The 17790-nt window shown below is 58.9% G+C and carries 15 protein-coding genes and 1 other RNA gene; all 16 read left to right on the forward strand.

Annotation, left to right across the window (positions count from 1 at the left end; genetic code table 11):
- The first annotated feature begins 38 nt into the window (after positions 1-38).
- The 16 genes from rnpB to ftsZ all read left to right on the forward strand — a co-directional run bounded on the left by rnpB (position 39) and on the right by ftsZ (position 17663).
- Positions 39-389: RNase P RNA component class A (gene rnpB / locus C7H08_RS12515), an RNA gene on the forward strand.
- 305 nt (positions 390-694) lie between these two features.
- On the forward strand, positions 695-1147 hold the full coding sequence (mraZ, locus tag C7H08_RS12520) for a division/cell wall cluster transcriptional repressor MraZ (RefSeq protein ID WP_106672399.1): 453 nt from the start codon (positions 695-697) through the stop codon (positions 1145-1147).
- A complete protein-coding gene (rsmH, locus tag C7H08_RS12525; RefSeq protein ID WP_106672401.1) occupies positions 1144-2100 on the forward strand; it encodes a 16S rRNA (cytosine(1402)-N(4))-methyltransferase RsmH in 957 nt (318 codons plus the stop codon). The genes mraZ and rsmH overlap by 4 nt, the downstream gene beginning before the upstream one ends.
- A 26-nt stretch (positions 2101-2126) precedes the next feature.
- Positions 2127-2531, forward strand: coding sequence for a cell division protein FtsL (ftsL, locus tag C7H08_RS12530; protein WP_106672403.1), 405 nt, complete (start codon positions 2127-2129; stop codon positions 2529-2531).
- Positions 2532-2562: 31 nt separating this feature from the next.
- Positions 2563-4305, forward strand: coding sequence for a peptidoglycan D,D-transpeptidase FtsI family protein (locus tag C7H08_RS12535; RefSeq protein ID WP_106672831.1), 1743 nt, complete (start codon positions 2563-2565; stop codon positions 4303-4305).
- Between the two features lie 4 nt (positions 4306-4309).
- Positions 4310-5794 carry a UDP-N-acetylmuramoyl-L-alanyl-D-glutamate--2,6-diaminopimelate ligase gene (locus C7H08_RS12540; protein WP_106672406.1) on the forward strand — a complete coding sequence of 495 codons (1485 nt, stop codon included), beginning with the start codon at positions 4310-4312 and terminating at the stop codon, positions 5792-5794.
- Positions 5791-7188, forward strand: coding sequence for a UDP-N-acetylmuramoyl-tripeptide--D-alanyl-D-alanine ligase (locus C7H08_RS12545; protein WP_106672409.1), 1398 nt, complete (start codon positions 5791-5793; stop codon positions 7186-7188). The genes C7H08_RS12540 and C7H08_RS12545 overlap by 4 nt, the downstream gene beginning before the upstream one ends.
- Positions 7173-8258, forward strand: a complete 1086-nt coding sequence (gene mraY / locus C7H08_RS12550; RefSeq protein WP_106672412.1) for a phospho-N-acetylmuramoyl-pentapeptide-transferase — start codon at positions 7173-7175, stop codon at positions 8256-8258. Before C7H08_RS12545 ends, mraY begins: the two co-directional genes overlap by 16 nt.
- Positions 8259-8273: 15 nt before the next feature.
- Complete coding sequence (gene murD / locus C7H08_RS12555) at positions 8274-9614, forward strand: UDP-N-acetylmuramoyl-L-alanine--D-glutamate ligase (RefSeq protein WP_106672417.1); 1341 nt, start codon at positions 8274-8276, stop codon at positions 9612-9614.
- The gene (gene ftsW / locus C7H08_RS12560) at positions 9614-10813 is read left to right on the forward strand and encodes a putative lipid II flippase FtsW (RefSeq protein WP_106672419.1); all 1200 of its coding nucleotides are present in this window, start codon (positions 9614-9616) and stop codon (positions 10811-10813) included. Before murD ends, ftsW begins: the two co-directional genes overlap by 1 nt.
- Entirely contained in the window at positions 10806-11891 is a 1086-nt protein-coding gene (murG, locus tag C7H08_RS12565) for an undecaprenyldiphospho-muramoylpentapeptide beta-N-acetylglucosaminyltransferase (protein WP_106672421.1), read from the forward strand. The genes ftsW and murG overlap by 8 nt, the downstream gene beginning before the upstream one ends.
- Entirely contained in the window at positions 11884-13329 is a 1446-nt protein-coding gene (gene murC / locus C7H08_RS12570) for a UDP-N-acetylmuramate--L-alanine ligase (protein ID WP_106672423.1), read from the forward strand. The genes murG and murC overlap by 8 nt, the downstream gene beginning before the upstream one ends.
- The gene (locus C7H08_RS12575; RefSeq protein ID WP_106672832.1) at positions 13322-14299 is read left to right on the forward strand and encodes a D-alanine--D-alanine ligase; all 978 of its coding nucleotides are present in this window, start codon (positions 13322-13324) and stop codon (positions 14297-14299) included. The genes murC and C7H08_RS12575 overlap by 8 nt, the downstream gene beginning before the upstream one ends.
- Complete coding sequence (locus C7H08_RS12580) at positions 14292-15131, forward strand: cell division protein FtsQ/DivIB (protein ID WP_106672425.1); 840 nt, start codon at positions 14292-14294, stop codon at positions 15129-15131. The genes C7H08_RS12575 and C7H08_RS12580 overlap by 8 nt, the downstream gene beginning before the upstream one ends.
- A 36-nt stretch (positions 15132-15167) precedes the next feature.
- Positions 15168-16403 carry a cell division protein FtsA gene (gene ftsA / locus C7H08_RS12585; protein WP_106672428.1) on the forward strand — a complete coding sequence of 412 codons (1236 nt, stop codon included), beginning with the start codon at positions 15168-15170 and terminating at the stop codon, positions 16401-16403.
- Between the two features lie 102 nt (positions 16404-16505).
- Positions 16506-17663, forward strand: a complete 1158-nt coding sequence (gene ftsZ, locus C7H08_RS12595; protein ID WP_106672430.1) for a cell division protein FtsZ — start codon at positions 16506-16508, stop codon at positions 17661-17663.
- The last annotated feature ends 127 nt before the right edge of the window (positions 17664-17790 follow it).

Raw genomic sequence — 17790 nt, forward strand, 5'->3', positions numbered from 1 at the left:
GCCTTGCATGGCGGCTTGTGCAAATGTATTGTCGGCCCCGAGCTCGCCAGACAGTCGCCGCCGGTTTTACCGGGGGAGGAAAGTCCGGGCTCCATAGGGCAAGGTGCCAGGTAACGCCTGGGCGGCGTGAGCCGACGGAAAGTGCAACAGAGAGTAAACCGCCTAAGCGCCTTCGGGTGCCGGTAAGGGTGAAACGGTGCGGTAAGAGCGCACCGCGTGACTGGCAACAGTTCACGGCGATGGTAAACCCCACCTGGAGCAAGACCAAATAGGAATCCTATGGCGTGGCCCGCGCTGGATTCGGGTAGGTTGCTTGAGGCCTGTGGCGACGCAGGCCCTAGATGAATGACTGTCCAAGACAGAACCCGGCTTATCGGCGAGCTCGTTTTTTTCCTGCCAATTCGTAATGTCCATCCTTCTCATAACACAGCCTTTATACCCAAAAAGTCTTAAACTTTAGGCTACCTCTTCAGAGTTCTCTGCAGGTACTTGTTTTTTCTCCTTTTCTTTGCGTGTTTCTAACCTTTCCATAAGTTTCTCGTTTGTAACCTCTTGTCATTAAAGGAACTTTTACCTGTGTGGTGTCGATTGCGGCGCTTGCATTGTCTATTGCGTGTTTCTATAGTGTGCGGAAGTGGGAGAAAGTGGTTTGAAGTGGTTTTTTGTGGAAAAAATACCCTTGGATACGGCATAAATGAGTAACTTTCTTGGCAGTCATGCCATCAATATGGACGCGAAGGGTCGCCTGGCGATCCCGACAAAGGTGCGTGAAGAGCTCGCGCAGCTTTGTGGTGGCCGTATTGTTCTGACTGCCAACGCCGATGAAGAGCATTGTCTTCTGCTGTATCCCGAGCCGGCATGGGAATCGCTGCGGCCCCAGATCGAAGCGTTACCGAACATGAACAAAGCGGCTCGGCGGTTACAGCGATTGATCCTTGGTAACGCGGCGCCGATGGAGTTGGACTCCGCGGGCCGAATTCTGGTGCCGCCCACATTGCGACATTATGCTCATCTGGAGAAAAAACTGATGCTGATCGGCCAGGGCAAGAAACTGGAACTCTGGAGCGAAGAGCGTTGGTTCGCCTGGCTGGATGAAGCCTCTGGCGACGATGATATGCCACCGGAAATGGAGGCGTTGTCGCTATGAAGGATGCAGGGCAGGAGCCCGCTCAGGGATTCGGGCATCGCTCGGTACTGTTGGACGAGGCTGTCGATTATCTGGTTAACGATCCGTCGGGACGCTATGTGGATGCCACTTTTGGTCGTGGCGGCCACAGCCGGCTGATTCTCACTCAGCTGAGCGAGCAGGGTGAACTGCTGGGTATTGATAAGGACCCGGAGGCGATTGCGGCGGCTGAGGCACTGGCGGCGGAGGACAGCCGGTTTTGCGGGTACCACGGCTCCTTTGCCGAACTGTCACAGGCGCTGGACAGTCAGTCGTGGCCCACCGTTAATGGTGTGTTGATGGATCTGGGGGTGTCGTCACCTCAGCTGGATGATGCCGCTCGTGGTTTTTCGTTCATGCGCAACGGGCCGTTGGATATGCGGATGAACCCGCAGCAGGCCCCGACCGCGGCGCAGTGGTTGGCTGAGGCTGATGAACGGGATATTGCCGATGTGATCTGGCGTTACGGCGAGGAACGATTTTCGCGCCGTATTGCTCGGCTGGTTGTCGCAAAGCGGCAAGAAGAGGCGATCGAGACGACCCGTCAGCTGGCGGAGTTGGTCGCACAAGCTGTGCCGAAGAAAGAAAAGCACAAACATCCGGCTACCCGAACGTTTCAGGCAATCCGGATTTTTATCAACCGGGAGTTGGAAGATCTGGAAGCTGGGCTCAAATCAGCCGTTGAGCGCTTGGCTCCGGGCGGTCGCCTGGTGGTGATCAGCTTTCACTCGCTTGAAGATCGCTTGGTAAAGCGTTTCATGCGGGACCTGGCCCGCGGGCCGCAAATTCCGAAAGGTGTGCCGGTGACGGCGGATCAGGAAAGGTCTGATTATGTGCTGGTCGGTAAGGCCAGCAAGGCCAACGAACAGGAAATTGTCGACAATGTCAGGGCTCGCAGCGCCGTCATGCGGGTGCTGGAGCGACGGGTCAACTAATTGAATTCGCAGGGGAGCGTGACGTTATGGGCGCGGTAGCCATCGAACAATCAACGAAAACCACCAGAATCAGCAAGCAGCGGGTTCGAGACGGTGTAGCGACAGCGGTTCGCCTGTCGCGGCAGGTATTTGATACCACCTGTGAAACCCGGGTGCTGGTCACTCTGGGTCTGGTGGCAGTGCTGATGTTGTCTGCTATCGGGGTGGTTGTCAGTGCCCATGAAAACCGGGAGCTGTTCAATACCCTTTCCGGCTTGCAGCAGGCGCGCGACGGATACCAGCGAGAGTGGAGTCAGTTGTTGCTTGAACAGAGTGCGCTGAGCGCTCATGGGCGTGTAGAGCATCTTGCGGCAGAACGTTTCAATATGGTGGTGCCAGGGCGTGAGGATATTGTTCTGGTGCCTCTGATGGCGCCGCTTGCGGCGAGATAATGATCCTAACAAGCACATCAGGGTGATCGATTTGTCCGGTCAGGGAAATCAGGCAGCAAGCTGGCAGCAGCGTTTGTCCGCGGGGTTTAAAGCCTGGCGCTTCGGCTCTGTGCTGGGCATTTTCCTGCTGGTCATGCTGGGTATCGGCTGGCGTTTGGTGGATCTGCATGTGGTGGATAACGAGTTTCTGCGCCAGCAAGGTGACGTCCGGACCATCCGGGTGGAATCGATTGATGCGCACCGTGGTGTGGTGACCGATCGCCATGGTGAGCCGTTGGCGGTGAGTACACCGGTGCAGACACTATGGGCCAACCCCTCAGAAATCGATCCCGATGATCCAAGGCTTGGCGGCTTGGCGAGAGTCCTGGGAATGACAGAAGGCGCTCTTAGAGAGCGCCTTCGGACGTTTGCGGGGCGTGAGTTCATTTATCTTCGCCGCAAGGTTCAGCCAAGTCTTGCCCGTGAAGCCTTGGAGTTGGGCGTTGGTGGGATCTACGCACGCCAGGAGTACCGTCGCTATTATCCGGCAGGCGAAGTGACCGCTCATGTTGTCGGGTTCACCAATATTGACGAGTTCGGTCAGGAAGGTATTGAACTGGCATATAACCAGTGGCTGACCGGTGAGCCTGGCCGGAAGCGCGTGCTGAAAGACAACCGTGGGCGTGTAATCAAAGATTTGATGTTGATTCGTGACGCCAGGGCCGGTCGCGATCTCGAGTTAAGCCTGGACTTGAGGCTGCAGTATCTGGCTTACCGGGAGCTCAAAGCGGTGGTAACCGCTCACAATGCCAGGGGCGGAACGTTGGTCATGCTGGACGTTGACACCGGCGAAGTGCTGGCCATGGTGAATCAGGGCTCGTACAACCCTAATGACAGGGCGCAGTTGTCTGCAGAAAATATGCGTAACAAGGCTATCACCGACCTGTTCGAGCCCGGGTCGACGATTAAACCGATCACCATCGCCGCGGCTCTTGAGACCGGAAAGTATAAGGCGACCACTGTTATTGATACATCGCCCGGCTTTCGCCGGTTCGGGCGCTTTACCATCCGGGATGCGCGCAATTATGGGGCCATAGATCTGACCGAAATGATCGTCAGATCCAGCAACGTCGGGGTCAGCCACATAGCTACGGAGCTAGGTGGGGGTGTGTTGAGAAATCTGTTTGCTCGAGTAGGCCTTGGGCAGGCAACCGGAATCGGCTTCCCTGGAGAAGCGGTCGGCGTTTTACCTGCCCCGCCACAGTGGCGACCGGTGGAAGAATCCACTCTGTCCTATGGTTACGGTATGAGTGTGAATGCCTTGCAGTTGGCGCAGGCCTACATGGTGATTGCCAATGGCGGCATCCGCTACCCGCTCAGTCTTATGAAGCAGGATGCGTCGCCGCAGGGGCAGCGGGTGTTAAGCGAGGATGTAACCCGGGCCGTGCGCGATATGCTGAAAGAGGCTGTTGCGAGTGGTACTGGCGGCCGCGGGCAGCCGGGGTTGTACGCGGCTGGTGGCAAAACAGGCACGGTGCACCTGGTGGGCGCCAGTGGTTATGAAAAGAGTCAGTACAAAGCGATATTTGCGGGCATGGCTCCGATTGATGACCCGCGGATCGTCACGGTTGTGGCCGTGGATGCGCCCCAGTCTGGTGAATATTACGGTGGCGAGGTGGCTGCCCCGGTATTCGCGCGAGTTATGGGCGACGCACTGCGACTGCTGAATGTGAAGCCTGAACTGGAAGTCACCGGGGCGAAAGCCCCGAAAGCCGCTTCCGGCGAGAGAGGGTAGCGCCATGTGCATCACATCCATCAGCAATTTATTGCAAGGCATTGCGGACGTGCCGTCGGTGTTTGACGTCACGATTCACGGTTTGCAGACGGACAGCCGGTTGGTTTGCCCGGGTGATGCCTTTATCGCCCTGGCTGGTTCCAGCACCGGTCCGGAGCACTACCTGGATAAGGCCGTTGCCGCCGGAGCAACGGCGATCCTGTTGGAGGCGTTTGATGTCAGGGAGTGCCATGAACGTCACGGCGCCCTGATCGTTCCGGTCGTCGGCCTGCGGTCGCAGCTGGGTCGGATTGCCGATCGCTTTTTTGAGCATCCTTCGCGCCATCTGCGGCTGATTGGGGTAACCGGCACCAACGGCAAAACTTCGGTCACCCACTACATCGCGCAGTTACTGCGGGACACCGGTACGCCCTGTGGGGTGCTGGGCACCCTGGGTTATGGTATGCCGGGTAAGCTGCAGCCGGCCACTCACACTACGCCGGATGTGGTGCAGGTCAATCGGGTGATTAACCGGGTTCGCAACGACGGTGGTCGGGCTGCGGTTATGGAGGTGTCCTCGCACGCACTGGATCAGGGTCGGATCGATAAACTGACCATGACCGGCGCGGTATTTACCAATCTGACCCGGGACCATTTGGACTACCACGGTACCATGGGCGCTTACGGCGACGCCAAGGCGCGCCTGTTCAAGCGGGAAGAGCTGCATTTTTCCGTGATCAATTTTGATGATCCTTTCGGGCGCCAGCTCTTTGAGCAGCTCGATGGGCAGTGTGATCGGGTTCGTTACAGCCTCCACGAGGCCCAGACCGAACTGTGGTTGAAAGACTTTACGCCGGAAGCCTCCGGATTTCGTGCCCGGGTTGATGGTCAATGGGGCGAGTTTGATCTGCAGGTGCCTCTGTTGGGCAGCTTCAATGCCAGTAATGTGCTGGCGGCGCTGGCGACGGTATTGACTCTGGGTGTGCCGGTTGACCGGGCGGTGGCGGCAACCGCCGGTCTGACACCGCCACCGGGCCGGTTGGAACGTTTCACCGGCGCGGATGGTAAGCAAGTGGTAGTGGATTACGCCCACACGCCGGATGCCCTGGCGAACGCCTTGGCGGCTTTGCAACCGCACGTCGACGGCAAGTTGATTTGTGTCTTCGGCTGCGGCGGTGACCGGGATCCCGGCAAGCGTCCGGAGATGGCCCGCGAAGCGGAACAACGATCGGATGTAGTGATTGTCACTGACGACAACCCACGATCGGAAGACCCGGTGCGGATCGTCAGTGATATCGCCGCTGGGTTTTCTGATGCCGCGGGCTATCAAGTTATTCACGATCGGGCTGAAGCTATTGCGGCGGCCGTTGCCATGGCGGGCTCGAACGATCTGGTGCTGGTGGCCGGTAAAGGTCATGAAGCCTGGCAGGAAGTTGGCGGTCAGAAACTTCCGTTCAGTGACGCTGAGCAGGTGCGCCACCTTTTGCAGCTGAACGGAGGTGTCGCATGATGCGCGCGTTTTCATTGGCGCAGGCCCGCGACTGGCTGCAGGCCACCATGGCCGGGACCCCGGCGGATGCGGACTCAATACGGTTTGACGGGGTATCCACCGATACTCGTTCTGTCGGCCCGGGTCAGCTGTTTGTAGCCTTGCGTGGCGAACACTTTGATGGCCATGAGTTTTTGGCGCAGGCACAGGCTCAGGGGGCTATTGCCGCGGTGGTCGACACCGAGGATGGCGCGGTTGCCATTCCTCAATTAGTGGTGGCTGATACCGTTAATGGCCTGGCGCAACTGGCTGCGGGCAATCGCAATGAAAGTGGTGCGCAGCTGGTGGCCGTTACCGGCAGCAGTGGTAAAACCACGGTTCGGGAAATGACTTCGGCAATTCTGGCAGGCATGGGTTCCACCCTCGCTACTGAGGGCAACCTGAACAATCACATCGGGGTGCCGCTCACGTTGTTCCGGCTGGCCCCCGAGCATCGCTACGGTGCCATCGAGTTGGGTGCCAGTGGTTTGGGCGAAATTGCACATACGGTCGCGGTGGTTCGCCCGACAGTGGCGATCCTGACTAACGCCGGTCAGGCTCATCTCGAAGGATTTGGCAGCTACCAGAACATCGTGATCGCCAAAGGCGAGATTATAGACGGTGTCGCTACGGATGGTGTGGTGGTGCTGAACCGGGACGATCCGGCCTTCGAGCAATGGCACCAGCGGGCAGGTCAGCGAAAGGTGATTAGCGTGTCTCGTGCCGGACACCCTGATGCGGACTATCAGATCGCCGCCAGTAATACCGAAGGCGATGGCTTTGACGCACTGGTTCGCGGGCCCGGGGGCTGGCAATGCCAGGTTCGGATTCCGTTGGCGGGCGAGCATAACCTTACCAATGGCTTGCTGGCTCTCGCCGCATGTCGGGCGCTGGGCGCCACCGATCAACAGATCGTTGAGGGACTGCGCGCGGTGCAGGCGGTCAAGGGCAGGTTGCAGGTTCTGAAATTGACGGCAGGCTTTACCCTGATCGATGACAGTTACAATGCCAACCCAGCGTCGATGAAAGCGGCGATGGATGTGTTGGCGGGCTATCCGCGGCTGCGCGTGGCGGTGCTCGGCGCGATGGCGGAGCTGGGTCCGGATACCGAAGCCTTGCACCGTGATGTGGGGGCCCATGCCCGGGCGCAGGGTATTGATCGATTGATCGTGGTCGGAGCCGGCGGCGAGGGATACGCGGCCGGCTTTGGCGACGCCACAGAAATGTTCCAGAGCCATGACCAGGCTGTGGATGCCATCGTTAGTGGCAGCCCTGAGGCCATAACCGTACTGGTGAAAGGTTCTCGCAGTTCCGCCATGGATCGCGTGGTGGAGGGAATTCAAACAAAGGTGACCAACACATGCTGCTCTGGCTGACAGAGATTTTATCGCCATATTTTTCCGCCCTGACGATGTTTCAGTATCTGACCCTGCGCGCAATCATGGGGGTGCTGACGGCCCTGCTGATCTCGCTGCTGATCGGCCCGGTGATGATTCGTAAACTGAGCCAGTATCAGATCGGTCAGGCGATTCGGGATGACGGCCCGCAGACCCACCTCAGTAAAGCGGGCACGCCCACCATGGGGGGAGCGCTGATTCTGGTGGCGATTGCGATTTCCACGCTGCTGTGGGCAGACCTGAGCAATCGCTATGTCTGGGTAGTGCTGGTGGTGACCTTGCTATTTGGCGCCATTGGTTGGGTAGACGACTACCGCAAAGTGGTGGAGCGAAACCCCCGCGGCCTGCCCGGGCGCTGGAAGTATTTCTGGCAGTCGGTGTTTGGCGCGGCCGCGGCCATAGTGCTTTATACCACTGCTACGCTGCCCCAGGAAACGTCGCTCTATCTGCCGTTCCTGAAGGATGTATCGCTGACGCTTGGACCGGTCATGTTCATTCTGCTGACCTACTTCGTGATTGTCGGTAGCAGTAACGCCGTCAACCTGACTGACGGTCTGGACGGCCTGGCGATCATGCCGACGGTCATGGTGGCCGGCGCTCTCGCCATTTTTGCCTACGTGTCAGGCCACGCCCAGTTTGCTAACTACCTGTTGATTCCGCACCTGCCCGGTGCTGGCGAGCTCATCATCTTCTGTTGCGCCCTGATTGGCGCCGGTCTTGGGTTTCTCTGGTTCAACACCTATCCGGCCCAGGTGTTCATGGGGGATGTTGGTGCGCTGGCCTTGGGGGCTGCGCTGGGGGTGGTGGCGGTGATCGTACGCCAGGAGATTGTGTTGTTCATCATGGGCGGCGTGTTCGTGATGGAGACTGTCTCGGTGATTCTGCAGGTGGCCTCGTATCGGCTGACTGGTCGACGCATCTTCCGGATGGCGCCGTTGCATCATCATTTTGAACTGAAAGGTTGGCCAGAGCCGCGGGTTATCGTGCGGTTCTGGGTGATTACTGTGGTTCTGGTCCTGATTGGGCTGGCCAGTCTGAAAATCCGATAGGAAGTTGAAACGGCTATGAGCGTCATTATTTCGGATCGTCGCACATTGGTGGTAGGGCTGGGTAAAACCGGACTCTCCTGCGTGCGCTATCTGTCCGAAAAAGGCCGCGACATTGCCGTGGCGGACAGTCGCCAGAACCCGCCGGGACTGCAAGAATTGCAAGCTGGCTGGCCCGACGTGTCGGTCTATCTGGGCGACTTTGATAAGAATATCTTTGCTGGCTTTAACGAGCTGGTGGTGAGCCCCGGGATCAACATTGCCGAGCCTGCTATTGCTGCTGCCGCAGCAAACGGTGCCAGTATTCGCGGTGACATTGACCTGTTTGCCGAGGCCGCTGATGCGCCGATCATCGCCATCACCGGCTCCAACGGCAAAACCACGGTGACCACCCTGGTTGGCGAGATGGCGCAGGCGGCCGGCCGCAAAGTGCAGGTGGGCGGCAATATCGGTACGCCGGCGCTGGATCTTTTGGGTCGGGGCGCTGACCTGTACGTGCTGGAGTTGTCGAGTTTCCAGCTGGAAACCACAGATGAACTGAACGCCGAGGTGGCAACGATACTGAACGTCAGTGACGATCATATGGATCGCTACCCGGACAAGATGGCGTATTTTCAGGCCAAACAGCGGATTTACCGAGGTTGCAAAAACGCCGTGGTGAACCTGGATGACGCCCTGAGTACCCCGATGGCCCGGGATACCCTGCGTTTTGTCTGTTTCGGTTTTAACCGGGTTAATCCGGAAACCTTCAGCACCCGCGACGATGATCAGGGTACCTGGGTCACCTTCGGATTCGACAATCTGTTGCTGGCCAGTGAGCTGAACCTGCTGGGCCGGCACAACCTCAGCAATGTGATGGCAGCGCTGGCATTGGGTCAGGCCGCCGGTTTGCCGATGGCGTCGATGCTGGAAGCCGTCCGTGCATTCCGGGGCTTGCCGCACCGCTGTGAATTTGTGCGCAATCTGGACGATGTCGATTACATCAACGATTCCAAGGGCACCAACGTCGGTGCCACCGTCGCGGCTATCGACAGCCTGGTGCCGGAGCAGGGCAAGGTCATTCTGATTGCCGGCGGTGAGGGCAAGGGGGCCGATTTTGCGCCGCTGGCCGAACCGGTAGCCCGGCACTGTCGCGCCGTTGTGTTGATCGGCCGGGATGCCAGCGCCATGGCCGACGTGTTGCCGGAGGGGGTTGCCGTCATCAAGCCCGAGTCCCTGGCTGCGGCCGTGACCGAGGCGCGTCGTCAGGCAAAGGCCGGCGACCGGGTGCTGCTGTCCCCGGCGTGCGCAAGTTTTGACATGTTCCGGGATTACAACGATCGCGGCGATCAGTTCCGCGCGTTGGTGGAGGCACTGTGATGCAGGCAGGTGCAGGCAGCTATCGTCAACAAACCTGGATCGGTGACATTCAGCCATTGCCCGTGTTGGTAGTGGCATCGGTGGCGCTTCTGGTGGTCGGCGTGGTGATGATTTCGTCTGCCTCAATGGACATGGCCGCCGTCACCATGGGCAACAGCTATCACTACGTTATCCGTCAGATTATTTTTGCCGGGCTGGGCTGTCTGGTGGCGCTGATTGCGGTCAACGTGCCGGTGTCCTGGTGGGAGCGCAGCGGCTGGTTGCTGCTCGGGATCGGTATGCTGGTACTGGTGCTGGTGCTGACGCCCATGGGGCGGACAGTGAATGGCTCAACCCGCTGGATTCCCCTGGGTCTGTTCAATGTTCAGGTCTCCGAAGTGGCCAAGCTGTGCCTGATCGCCTATCTCGCCGGCTATGTGGTGCGCCGCCGCGATGAGCTGTTAAACACCTGGTTGGGTTTCTTCAAGCCTTTGGTAGTGCTTGGGTTGGCGTCAATGTTGTTGGTTATCCAGCCCGACTTTGGCGCCACCGTGGTATTGGTGACCGCCGCTGCGGGCATGATTTTTCTGAGCGGCGTCAGGCTCACGCGCTTTGCCCCGCTGGTGGGCATTCTGGCCGTGCTGGGCACAATTCTGGTGGTGACCCAGCCGTACCGACTGAAACGGGTGGTGAGTTATCTGGACCCGTGGAAAGACCAGTTTGACACTGGTTACCAGCTTACCCAATCGCTGATTGCCTTCGGCCGAGGCGAGTGGGGCGGTGTTGGCCTGGGCAATTCAATCCAGAAACTGTTCTTTCTGCCGGAAGCGCACACCGACTTTATCTACGCGATCATTGCCGAAGAGTTCGGATTGCTCGGCTCGCTGATTGTGTTGGCGCTGTTCACCGCGCTGGTGGTCAGCGGTTTTATGATCGCCCGGCGCGCAGAGAAGGCCGGTATGCCCTTCGGAGCCTGTTTCAGCTATGGCCTTACGCTGCTGATGGGCCTGCAGGCCGGTATCAACATGGCCGTGAGCACCGGCCTGCTGCCGACGAAGGGCCTGACTTTACCCCTGGTCAGTTATGGCGGCTCAAGTCTGCTGATCACCTGCATTGGCATTGGCGTGCTGGCCAGAGTGGAGTTGGAGCGGCTGGACAAAGTACGAATGAGTTCGGAAACCACAAAGCACAAACCACGGGGAGGTGCAGTGTATGAATAAACCCCGTCGTTTTTTGATGATGGCCGGTGGTACCGGTGGTCATGTTTTTCCAGCGCTGGCCACGGCCCGGGCGTTGCAGGAACAGGGCCATGAGGTGTTCTGGCTGGGCGCCAAAGGTGGCATGGAAGAGCGCTTGATAGGCGACACCGACATTCCATTGTCACTCATCCATATTTCTGGCCTGCGCGGCAAAGGCAAGCTGGCCTTGCTGTCAGCGCCGTTCCGCCTGACGCGGGCCCTGGGCGAGGCCTTCACCCTGCAGCGCCGGATCAAACCGGACTGCGTGGTGGGTATGGGCGGCTTTGTCACCGGCCCTGGCGGTGTTGCGGCCTGGCTGCGGAAAACGCCGCTGGTGATTCATGAACAGAACGCCATTGCCGGCATGACCAATCGTTGGCTGACCCGGTTTGCCGCGTCCGTGCTGGAAGCCTTTCCCGGCAGCTTCGGTGACAAGGTGATTACTCGCTGTACCGGCAACCCGGTACGCAAGGACGTTGCCGACATCGTCGAGCCGGAACAGCGCCTGAAGGACCGCAGTGGTCCAATCCGGGTGCTGGTGATCGGTGGCAGCCTGGGGGCGCAGGTGTTCAATCAGCAGCTGCCGCAAGCGCTGGCTTTGCTGCCGGAAGCCCAGCGCCCGGACGTCCGGCACCAGTGTGGTGAGAAAAATCTGGATGCGGCCCGCGCCGCCTACGACACCGCTGGGGTATCCGCCAGTGTCGAGCCGTTTATCCGGGACATGGCCGGCGCCTATGCCTGGGCTGATCTGGTGGTGTGCCGTGCCGGTGCCCTGACCGTGTCGGAACTGTGTGCGTCGGGAGTTGGTGCCGTGCTGGTGCCGTTCCCCCACGCGGTGGACGATCATCAGACCCAAAACGGCCAGCACATGGTCAAGGCGGGCGCGGCGATTCTGATACCGCAACCAAAAATGACTCCGGAAGTGCTGGCGGAAACCCTGCAGGATCTGGCCGGCAACCGGGAACGAATTCTGAACATGGCGAAGGCCGCGCGCGCGCTGGCCCGCCCTGATGCAACGGAGAGAGTCGTGAATTACTGTCTGGAGGCCGCCAATGGCTGATGCAACCAATCCGCCGCTGGTCTATCAGGTGCCGGAAATGCGCCGTATTCGCCAGATCCACTTTGTTGGTATCGGTGGTGCTGGCATGAGTGGCATTGCCGAGGTTCTCAAGAACCAGGGCTATGACGTGTCTGGCTCAGACCTTAAAGAAAGTGCGGTCACCGATCGCCTCCGTGCCATGGGCGTGGAAGTGCAGATCGGCCATCGCGAAGAAAACACTGAAAATGCCGACGTCGTGGTGGTGTCTTCTGCCGTTGCTGGCGACAACCCGGAAGTGGTCGCGGCTCGCAGCCGTCGGGTGCCGATTGTGCCCCGCGCCGAGATGCTGGCCGAAATCATGCGCTACCGCCATGGCATTGCCATTGCCGGTACCCATGGCAAGACCACCACCACCAGTTTGATCGCCTCGATCCTCGGTGAGGCTGGTCTGGACCCGACCTTTGTCATTGGCGGCAAACTCAACAGCGCCGGCACTAATGCCCAGCTTGGTGGTTCGCGCTATCTGGTGGCCGAAGCAGACGAGAGCGATGCTTCGTTTCTGCATCTGACCCCGGTGATTTCTGTGGTCACCAACATTGAAGCAGACCACATGGACACCTACGGCGGCGACATCGAAAAGCTGAAACAGACCTTTGTCGATTTTCTGCACAACCTGCCGTTCTACGGTATTGCCGTGATGTGCGTGGACGACGATTACGTGCAGGAAATTCTGCCCAGGATCTCCCGGGCCATCATTACCTATGGTATCGACAATCCCGACGCGGATTACCGGGCCGAGCAGATCACCTCTGACGGTCTGATCACTCATTTCCTGGTACGTCGACCCGGTGGTCGGTCAGACCTGAACGTCGAGCTGAAGATGCCGGGCCGTCACAACGTGCTGAATGCCCTGGCATCCATCGCCGTAGCCACTGATGAAGGCGTGGATGATCAGGCCATTTGCCGTGGGCTAGCTGGGTTTGCCGGTGTTGGCCGGCGTTTTCAGGTGTATGGCGAATACTCGATTGCCAAGGGTTCGGTCACGCTGGTGGATGATTATGGCCATCACCCCACCGAGGTCGAAGCGGTGATTCGGGCGGCACGGGGTGCATGGCCGGGGCGTCGAATTGTCATGTTGTACCAGCCGCACCGCTACACCCGTACCCGGGATCTGTACGAAGACTTCGTGCGGGTATTGGCGGAGCCGGACGGCTTGCTGTTGATGGACGTGTATTCCGCCGGTGAACCGGCGATTCCGGGCGCCGACGGTCGCGCCTTATGCCGCAGCATTCGACAGCGTGGCAAGGTGGAGCCGGTGTTCGTTGAAGATAACCGCGAAATCGAAGGTCTGCTGGCGAACATGCTCCAGGATGGTGACCTGTTGATTACCCAGGGTGCCGGAGATATTGGTGGTGTGGCTGCGCGACTGGCTGCAGCGGGGGTGGCAACAAATGAGTGATCTTGGCCATCACAACGCACAGCCCTATCAGGCATCACCGGAACTGGTGAAGGCGCTTGGGCGTGTGGCGGTGTTCATGGGCGGCGATTCCGCCGAGCGGGAAGTGTCACTGAAGAGTGGCAAGGCTGTGCTGTCGGCGCTGCAATCCGCGGGTGTTGATGCGTTTGGTGTCGATGTCCGGGGCTGCTTGCTGCGCACCGTCGACAACCCGGAATTTGACCGTGTGTTTATCGCTCTGCATGGCCGGGGCGGCGAAGATGGCACCCTACAGGCGATTCTGGGCCAGGCTGGTATTCCTTACACCGGCAGTGAAGTGCTGGCGTCGGCATTGGCCATGGACAAGCTTCGGACCAAATACGTGTTTGAAGGCTGTGGCCTGCCGACACCTGCGTTCCGGGCCATGACCTCCGTGGCAGAAGCGGAAGAAATCTTCGCCCGCCTGGGTGCACCGCTTAGCGTCAAGCCGGCCCACGAAGGTTCCAGCATTGGCATCCGAAAAGTGTTCAGTGCGGCTGAATTGGCTGAGGCCTATCAGGAAGCCGCGGCGCTGGATGATCTGGTATTGGTCGAACAGTGGATCGAAGGCCCGGAGTTCACCGTCAGCTTGCTGCAAAACAAGGCATTGCCGGCTATTGGGTTGAGTACCGATCATGCGTTTTACGATTACGACGCAAAGTACCTGGCGGACGACACCCGCTACCGGATCCCTTGCGGGCTGGCGCCGGACGACGAAATCCGGCTGCAGCAGCTGGCCCTGGACGCCTTCCGCGTGGTGGGCTGCCGAACTTGGGGCCGGGTCGACATCATGCAAGACACCGCCGGCGAGTTCTGGCTGCTGGAAATCAATACCGTGCCGGGTATGACCGACCACAGCCTGGTGCCGATGGCGGCCAGGGCGGCGGGTATCAGTTTCGAAGAGCTGGTGGTCCGGATTCTCAAAGACACTCTGCCGGAGGCGGGGAATGCTTGAAACACTGCTGATCCGAAGCCGGGCGGTACCGCCTGAGCAACCCCGGCGACGGGGGGCAACCTCGGTTGATTCGGGGCGGGATCGGTTTGGTGTGTTAAGAGCGGTGTTGGCGGCGGTGCCCTGGTTCCAGGTCGGGCTGGGCGCGAGCATTGTGTTGCTGGCGGCAATGGTGCCCTGGGCAACGGATCGGCTACTGACCGCCATGGATCAGCAGATTGTCGCGGTTGATGTGCGTGGCGAGTTTGTCGGAGATAGCCGGATTGAGGTTGAACGGTCGGTTGGTGCCTGGGTAGGCAAGAGCTATTTCGCCACTGACCTGGCGGAAATTAAGTCCGAACTTGAGCGGCGGCCGTGGGTGGCATCGGCCGCGATCAAACGAGTCTGGCCGGGTCGGCTGGAAATTGATATTCGCGAGAAGAAGCCACTGGCGTACTGGACAGACGGTCGCCTGGTCAGTCGTTCCGGGGAGTTATTCTCACCGCCGAACCCTGAGGTGGCCGGGCGGCTTCCCCGGTTGGCGGGGCCCGACGTGCGAGTCAGGGAGGTAATCGCCATGGCACGATCCATGAGTGATCAGTTGGCAGGGTTCGGGCTCGGGTTTGCCGGGTTGTCGGTGGAGCAACGGGGTGCCTGGACACTCACGCTGTCAAACGGAATTGAAGTGGTGTTGGGCCGTGATCAGGTCGAACAACGGTTCGAGCGTTTTATCACAGTTTATGAAAACCGGTTGGCGGCCAGAGTAGATGAAGTCAGCCGGGTTGATGTCCGCTACTCCAATGGTGTGGCGGTGCAGTGGAAGCCGGAAGCGGGTATTGCCGCTCCGAAATCCTGATAACGAATATTACGAACCTGGGGTTTGGTGAAACACATGTCATCGGTTGAAACGGAAAACATGATTGTCGGACTGGATATCGGAACGTCCAAGGTGGTTGCGATAGTCGGCAAGCGCAAGATGGACGGAACCATCGAAGTGGTCGGGATTGGCTCGCACCCATCCCGCGGTCTCAAGCGTGGCGTGGTGGTGAACATTGAAATCACCGTGCAGGCCATTCAGCGTGCCGTCGAAGAGGCGGAGCTGATGGCCGGCTGCCGGATCCATTCGGTTTATGCCGGTATTGCCGGCAGTCACATTAAAAGCCTTAATTCCCACGGCATCGTTGCCATTCGGGATCGTGAAGTTACTCAGGCTGACATTGACCGGGTAATCGATGCGGCGCAGGCGGTGGCCATTCCCGCCGACCAGAAGATCCTGCACATTCTGCCGCAGGAATTTGTGATCGATAACCAGGAAGGCATCAAGGAGCCCATGGGCATGTCCGGGGTGCGACTGGAGGCGAAGGTGCATCTGGTGACCTGCGCGGTGAACGCCGCCCAGAACATCGAAAAGTGCGTCAAGCGCTGCGGCCTGGAAGTCGATGACATTATTTTGGAGCAGTTGGCGTCCAGTCACGCGATCCTGACCGAAGACGAAAAGGAGCTGGGTGTCTGCGTGGTGGATATGGGCGGCGGTACCACCGACATTGCGGTGTTTACCGGCGGGGCGATCCGGCACACGGCGGTGATCCCCATTGCTGGTGATCAGGTCACTAATGACATTGCCATGGCATTGCGTACGCCCACGCAGAATGCCGAAGAGATCAAGATCAAATACGCCTGTGCGCTGACTCAGCTCGCCGGTGCCGATGAAACCATCAAGGTGCCCAGCGTAGGCGATCGAGCGCCCAGGGATCTGTCACGCCAGGCGCTGGCGGAAGTGGTAGAGCCTCGCTATGAGGAGCTGTTCACCCTGGTGCAGTCGGAGCTTCGCCGGTCCGGATTTGAAGACATGATACCGGCAGGCATCGTGATTACAGGCGGTTCATCCACCATGGAGGGCGTGGTTGAGCTGGCTGAGGAAATCTTCCATATGCCGGTAAGACTGGCCTGTCCGCAGGCGGTCTCCGGTATGACGGAAGTGGTCAACAACCCGATTTACGCCACCGGCGTGGGCTTGTTGATTCATGGCTTTCGGCAAATGGATCTTGGCCGGGCGCCGGTGCTCAAGGGGGACGATGCTCCCTCACTGATTGAGCGCATGAAAGCCTGGTTTACTGGTCATTTCTGACGGTGGACCAGCAGGTAGTGCACGAAGATATCTCGAAAAATACACAACGATCGAATGAAACCGGTCTGGAAAGATCGGACACAGCACGAAGGAGTAGGGACAATGTTTGAACTCGTCGATAGTGTTCAGCAAAACGCAGTAATCAAGGTTGTCGGTGTTGGTGGTGGTGGCGGTAATGCCGTACGTCACATGCTTAACAGCGACATTGAGGGCGTCGAATTTATTTGCGCCAACACAGATGCCCAGGCTCTGAAAGACCTGGACGCACGTCAGATTATCCAGCTTGGTGGCAACATCACCAAGGGTTTGGGCGCTGGTGCCAACCCGGAAGTGGGCCGTCAGTCTGCTCTGGAAGACCGCGATCGTATTGCCGAAGCACTGAGTGGCTCGGACATGGTGTTCATCACCGCTGGCATGGGCGGTGGTACCGGTACTGGGGCCGCACCGGTAGTGGCAGAAGTTGCCCGGGAACTGGGTATCCTGACCGTAGCCGTGGTCACCAAGCCGTTCCAGTTTGAGGGCGGCAAGCGTATGAGTGTGGCCGAATCCGGCCTGCGCGAACTGGCAGAAAGTGTTGACTCGCTGATCACCATTCCCAACGAAAAGCTGTTGGCGGTGATGGGCAAGAAAACCAGCCTGCTGGATGCCTTTGCCTCTGCCAACGATGTGTTGCTGGGCGCGGTTCAGGGTATTGCGGATCTGATTACTCGCAACGGTATGATCAACGTTGACTTTGCCGATGTAAAAACCGTGATGTCGGAGATGGGCAACGCCATGATGGGCACTGGTCGCGCAACCGGTGAAAACCGCGCCCGTGAAGCCGCTGAGGCCGCGATACGCAGTCCGCTGCTGGAAGACATTAACTTGCAGGGCGCAAAGGGTATCCTGGTCAACATTACTGCAGGCATGGACCTCAATCTGGGTGAGTTCTCCGAGGTTGGCGATATTGTGCGGGAGTTTGCTTCAGACTCTGCCACCGTCGTGGTGGGTACCGTTATTGACCCGGATATGACTGATGAGCTGAAGGTGACTGTGGTTGCCACTGGCCTGGGTGGTGAGCGTGAAAAGCCGGCCAAAGTAGTGGACAACACCCGTACGCTGGATGGCAAGACTGATTACAACCAGCTGGACCGTCCGGCCGTACTGCGTCGTCGCGCGGTATCGCACGGTAACGTGGCGTTGGATCAGAGCAAAGAAAGCGAAGAGCAGGGCGTGGACTATCTCGATATTCCCGCATTTCTTCGCAGGCAGGCTGATTGATAATCTGTCTCAAATGTGACGTGGGGCAGGATTCATGAAAAATTATGAATCTTTAAACCCTGGTCAAACGTGAGCTGGTTAACCATAGCCGATGACTATTGCAGATGTTAAGTAAAGTCATGTTGGT

Source organism: Marinobacter halophilus (genome assembly GCF_003007685.1).
GTDB lineage: Bacteria > Pseudomonadota > Gammaproteobacteria > Pseudomonadales > Oleiphilaceae > Marinobacter > Marinobacter halophilus.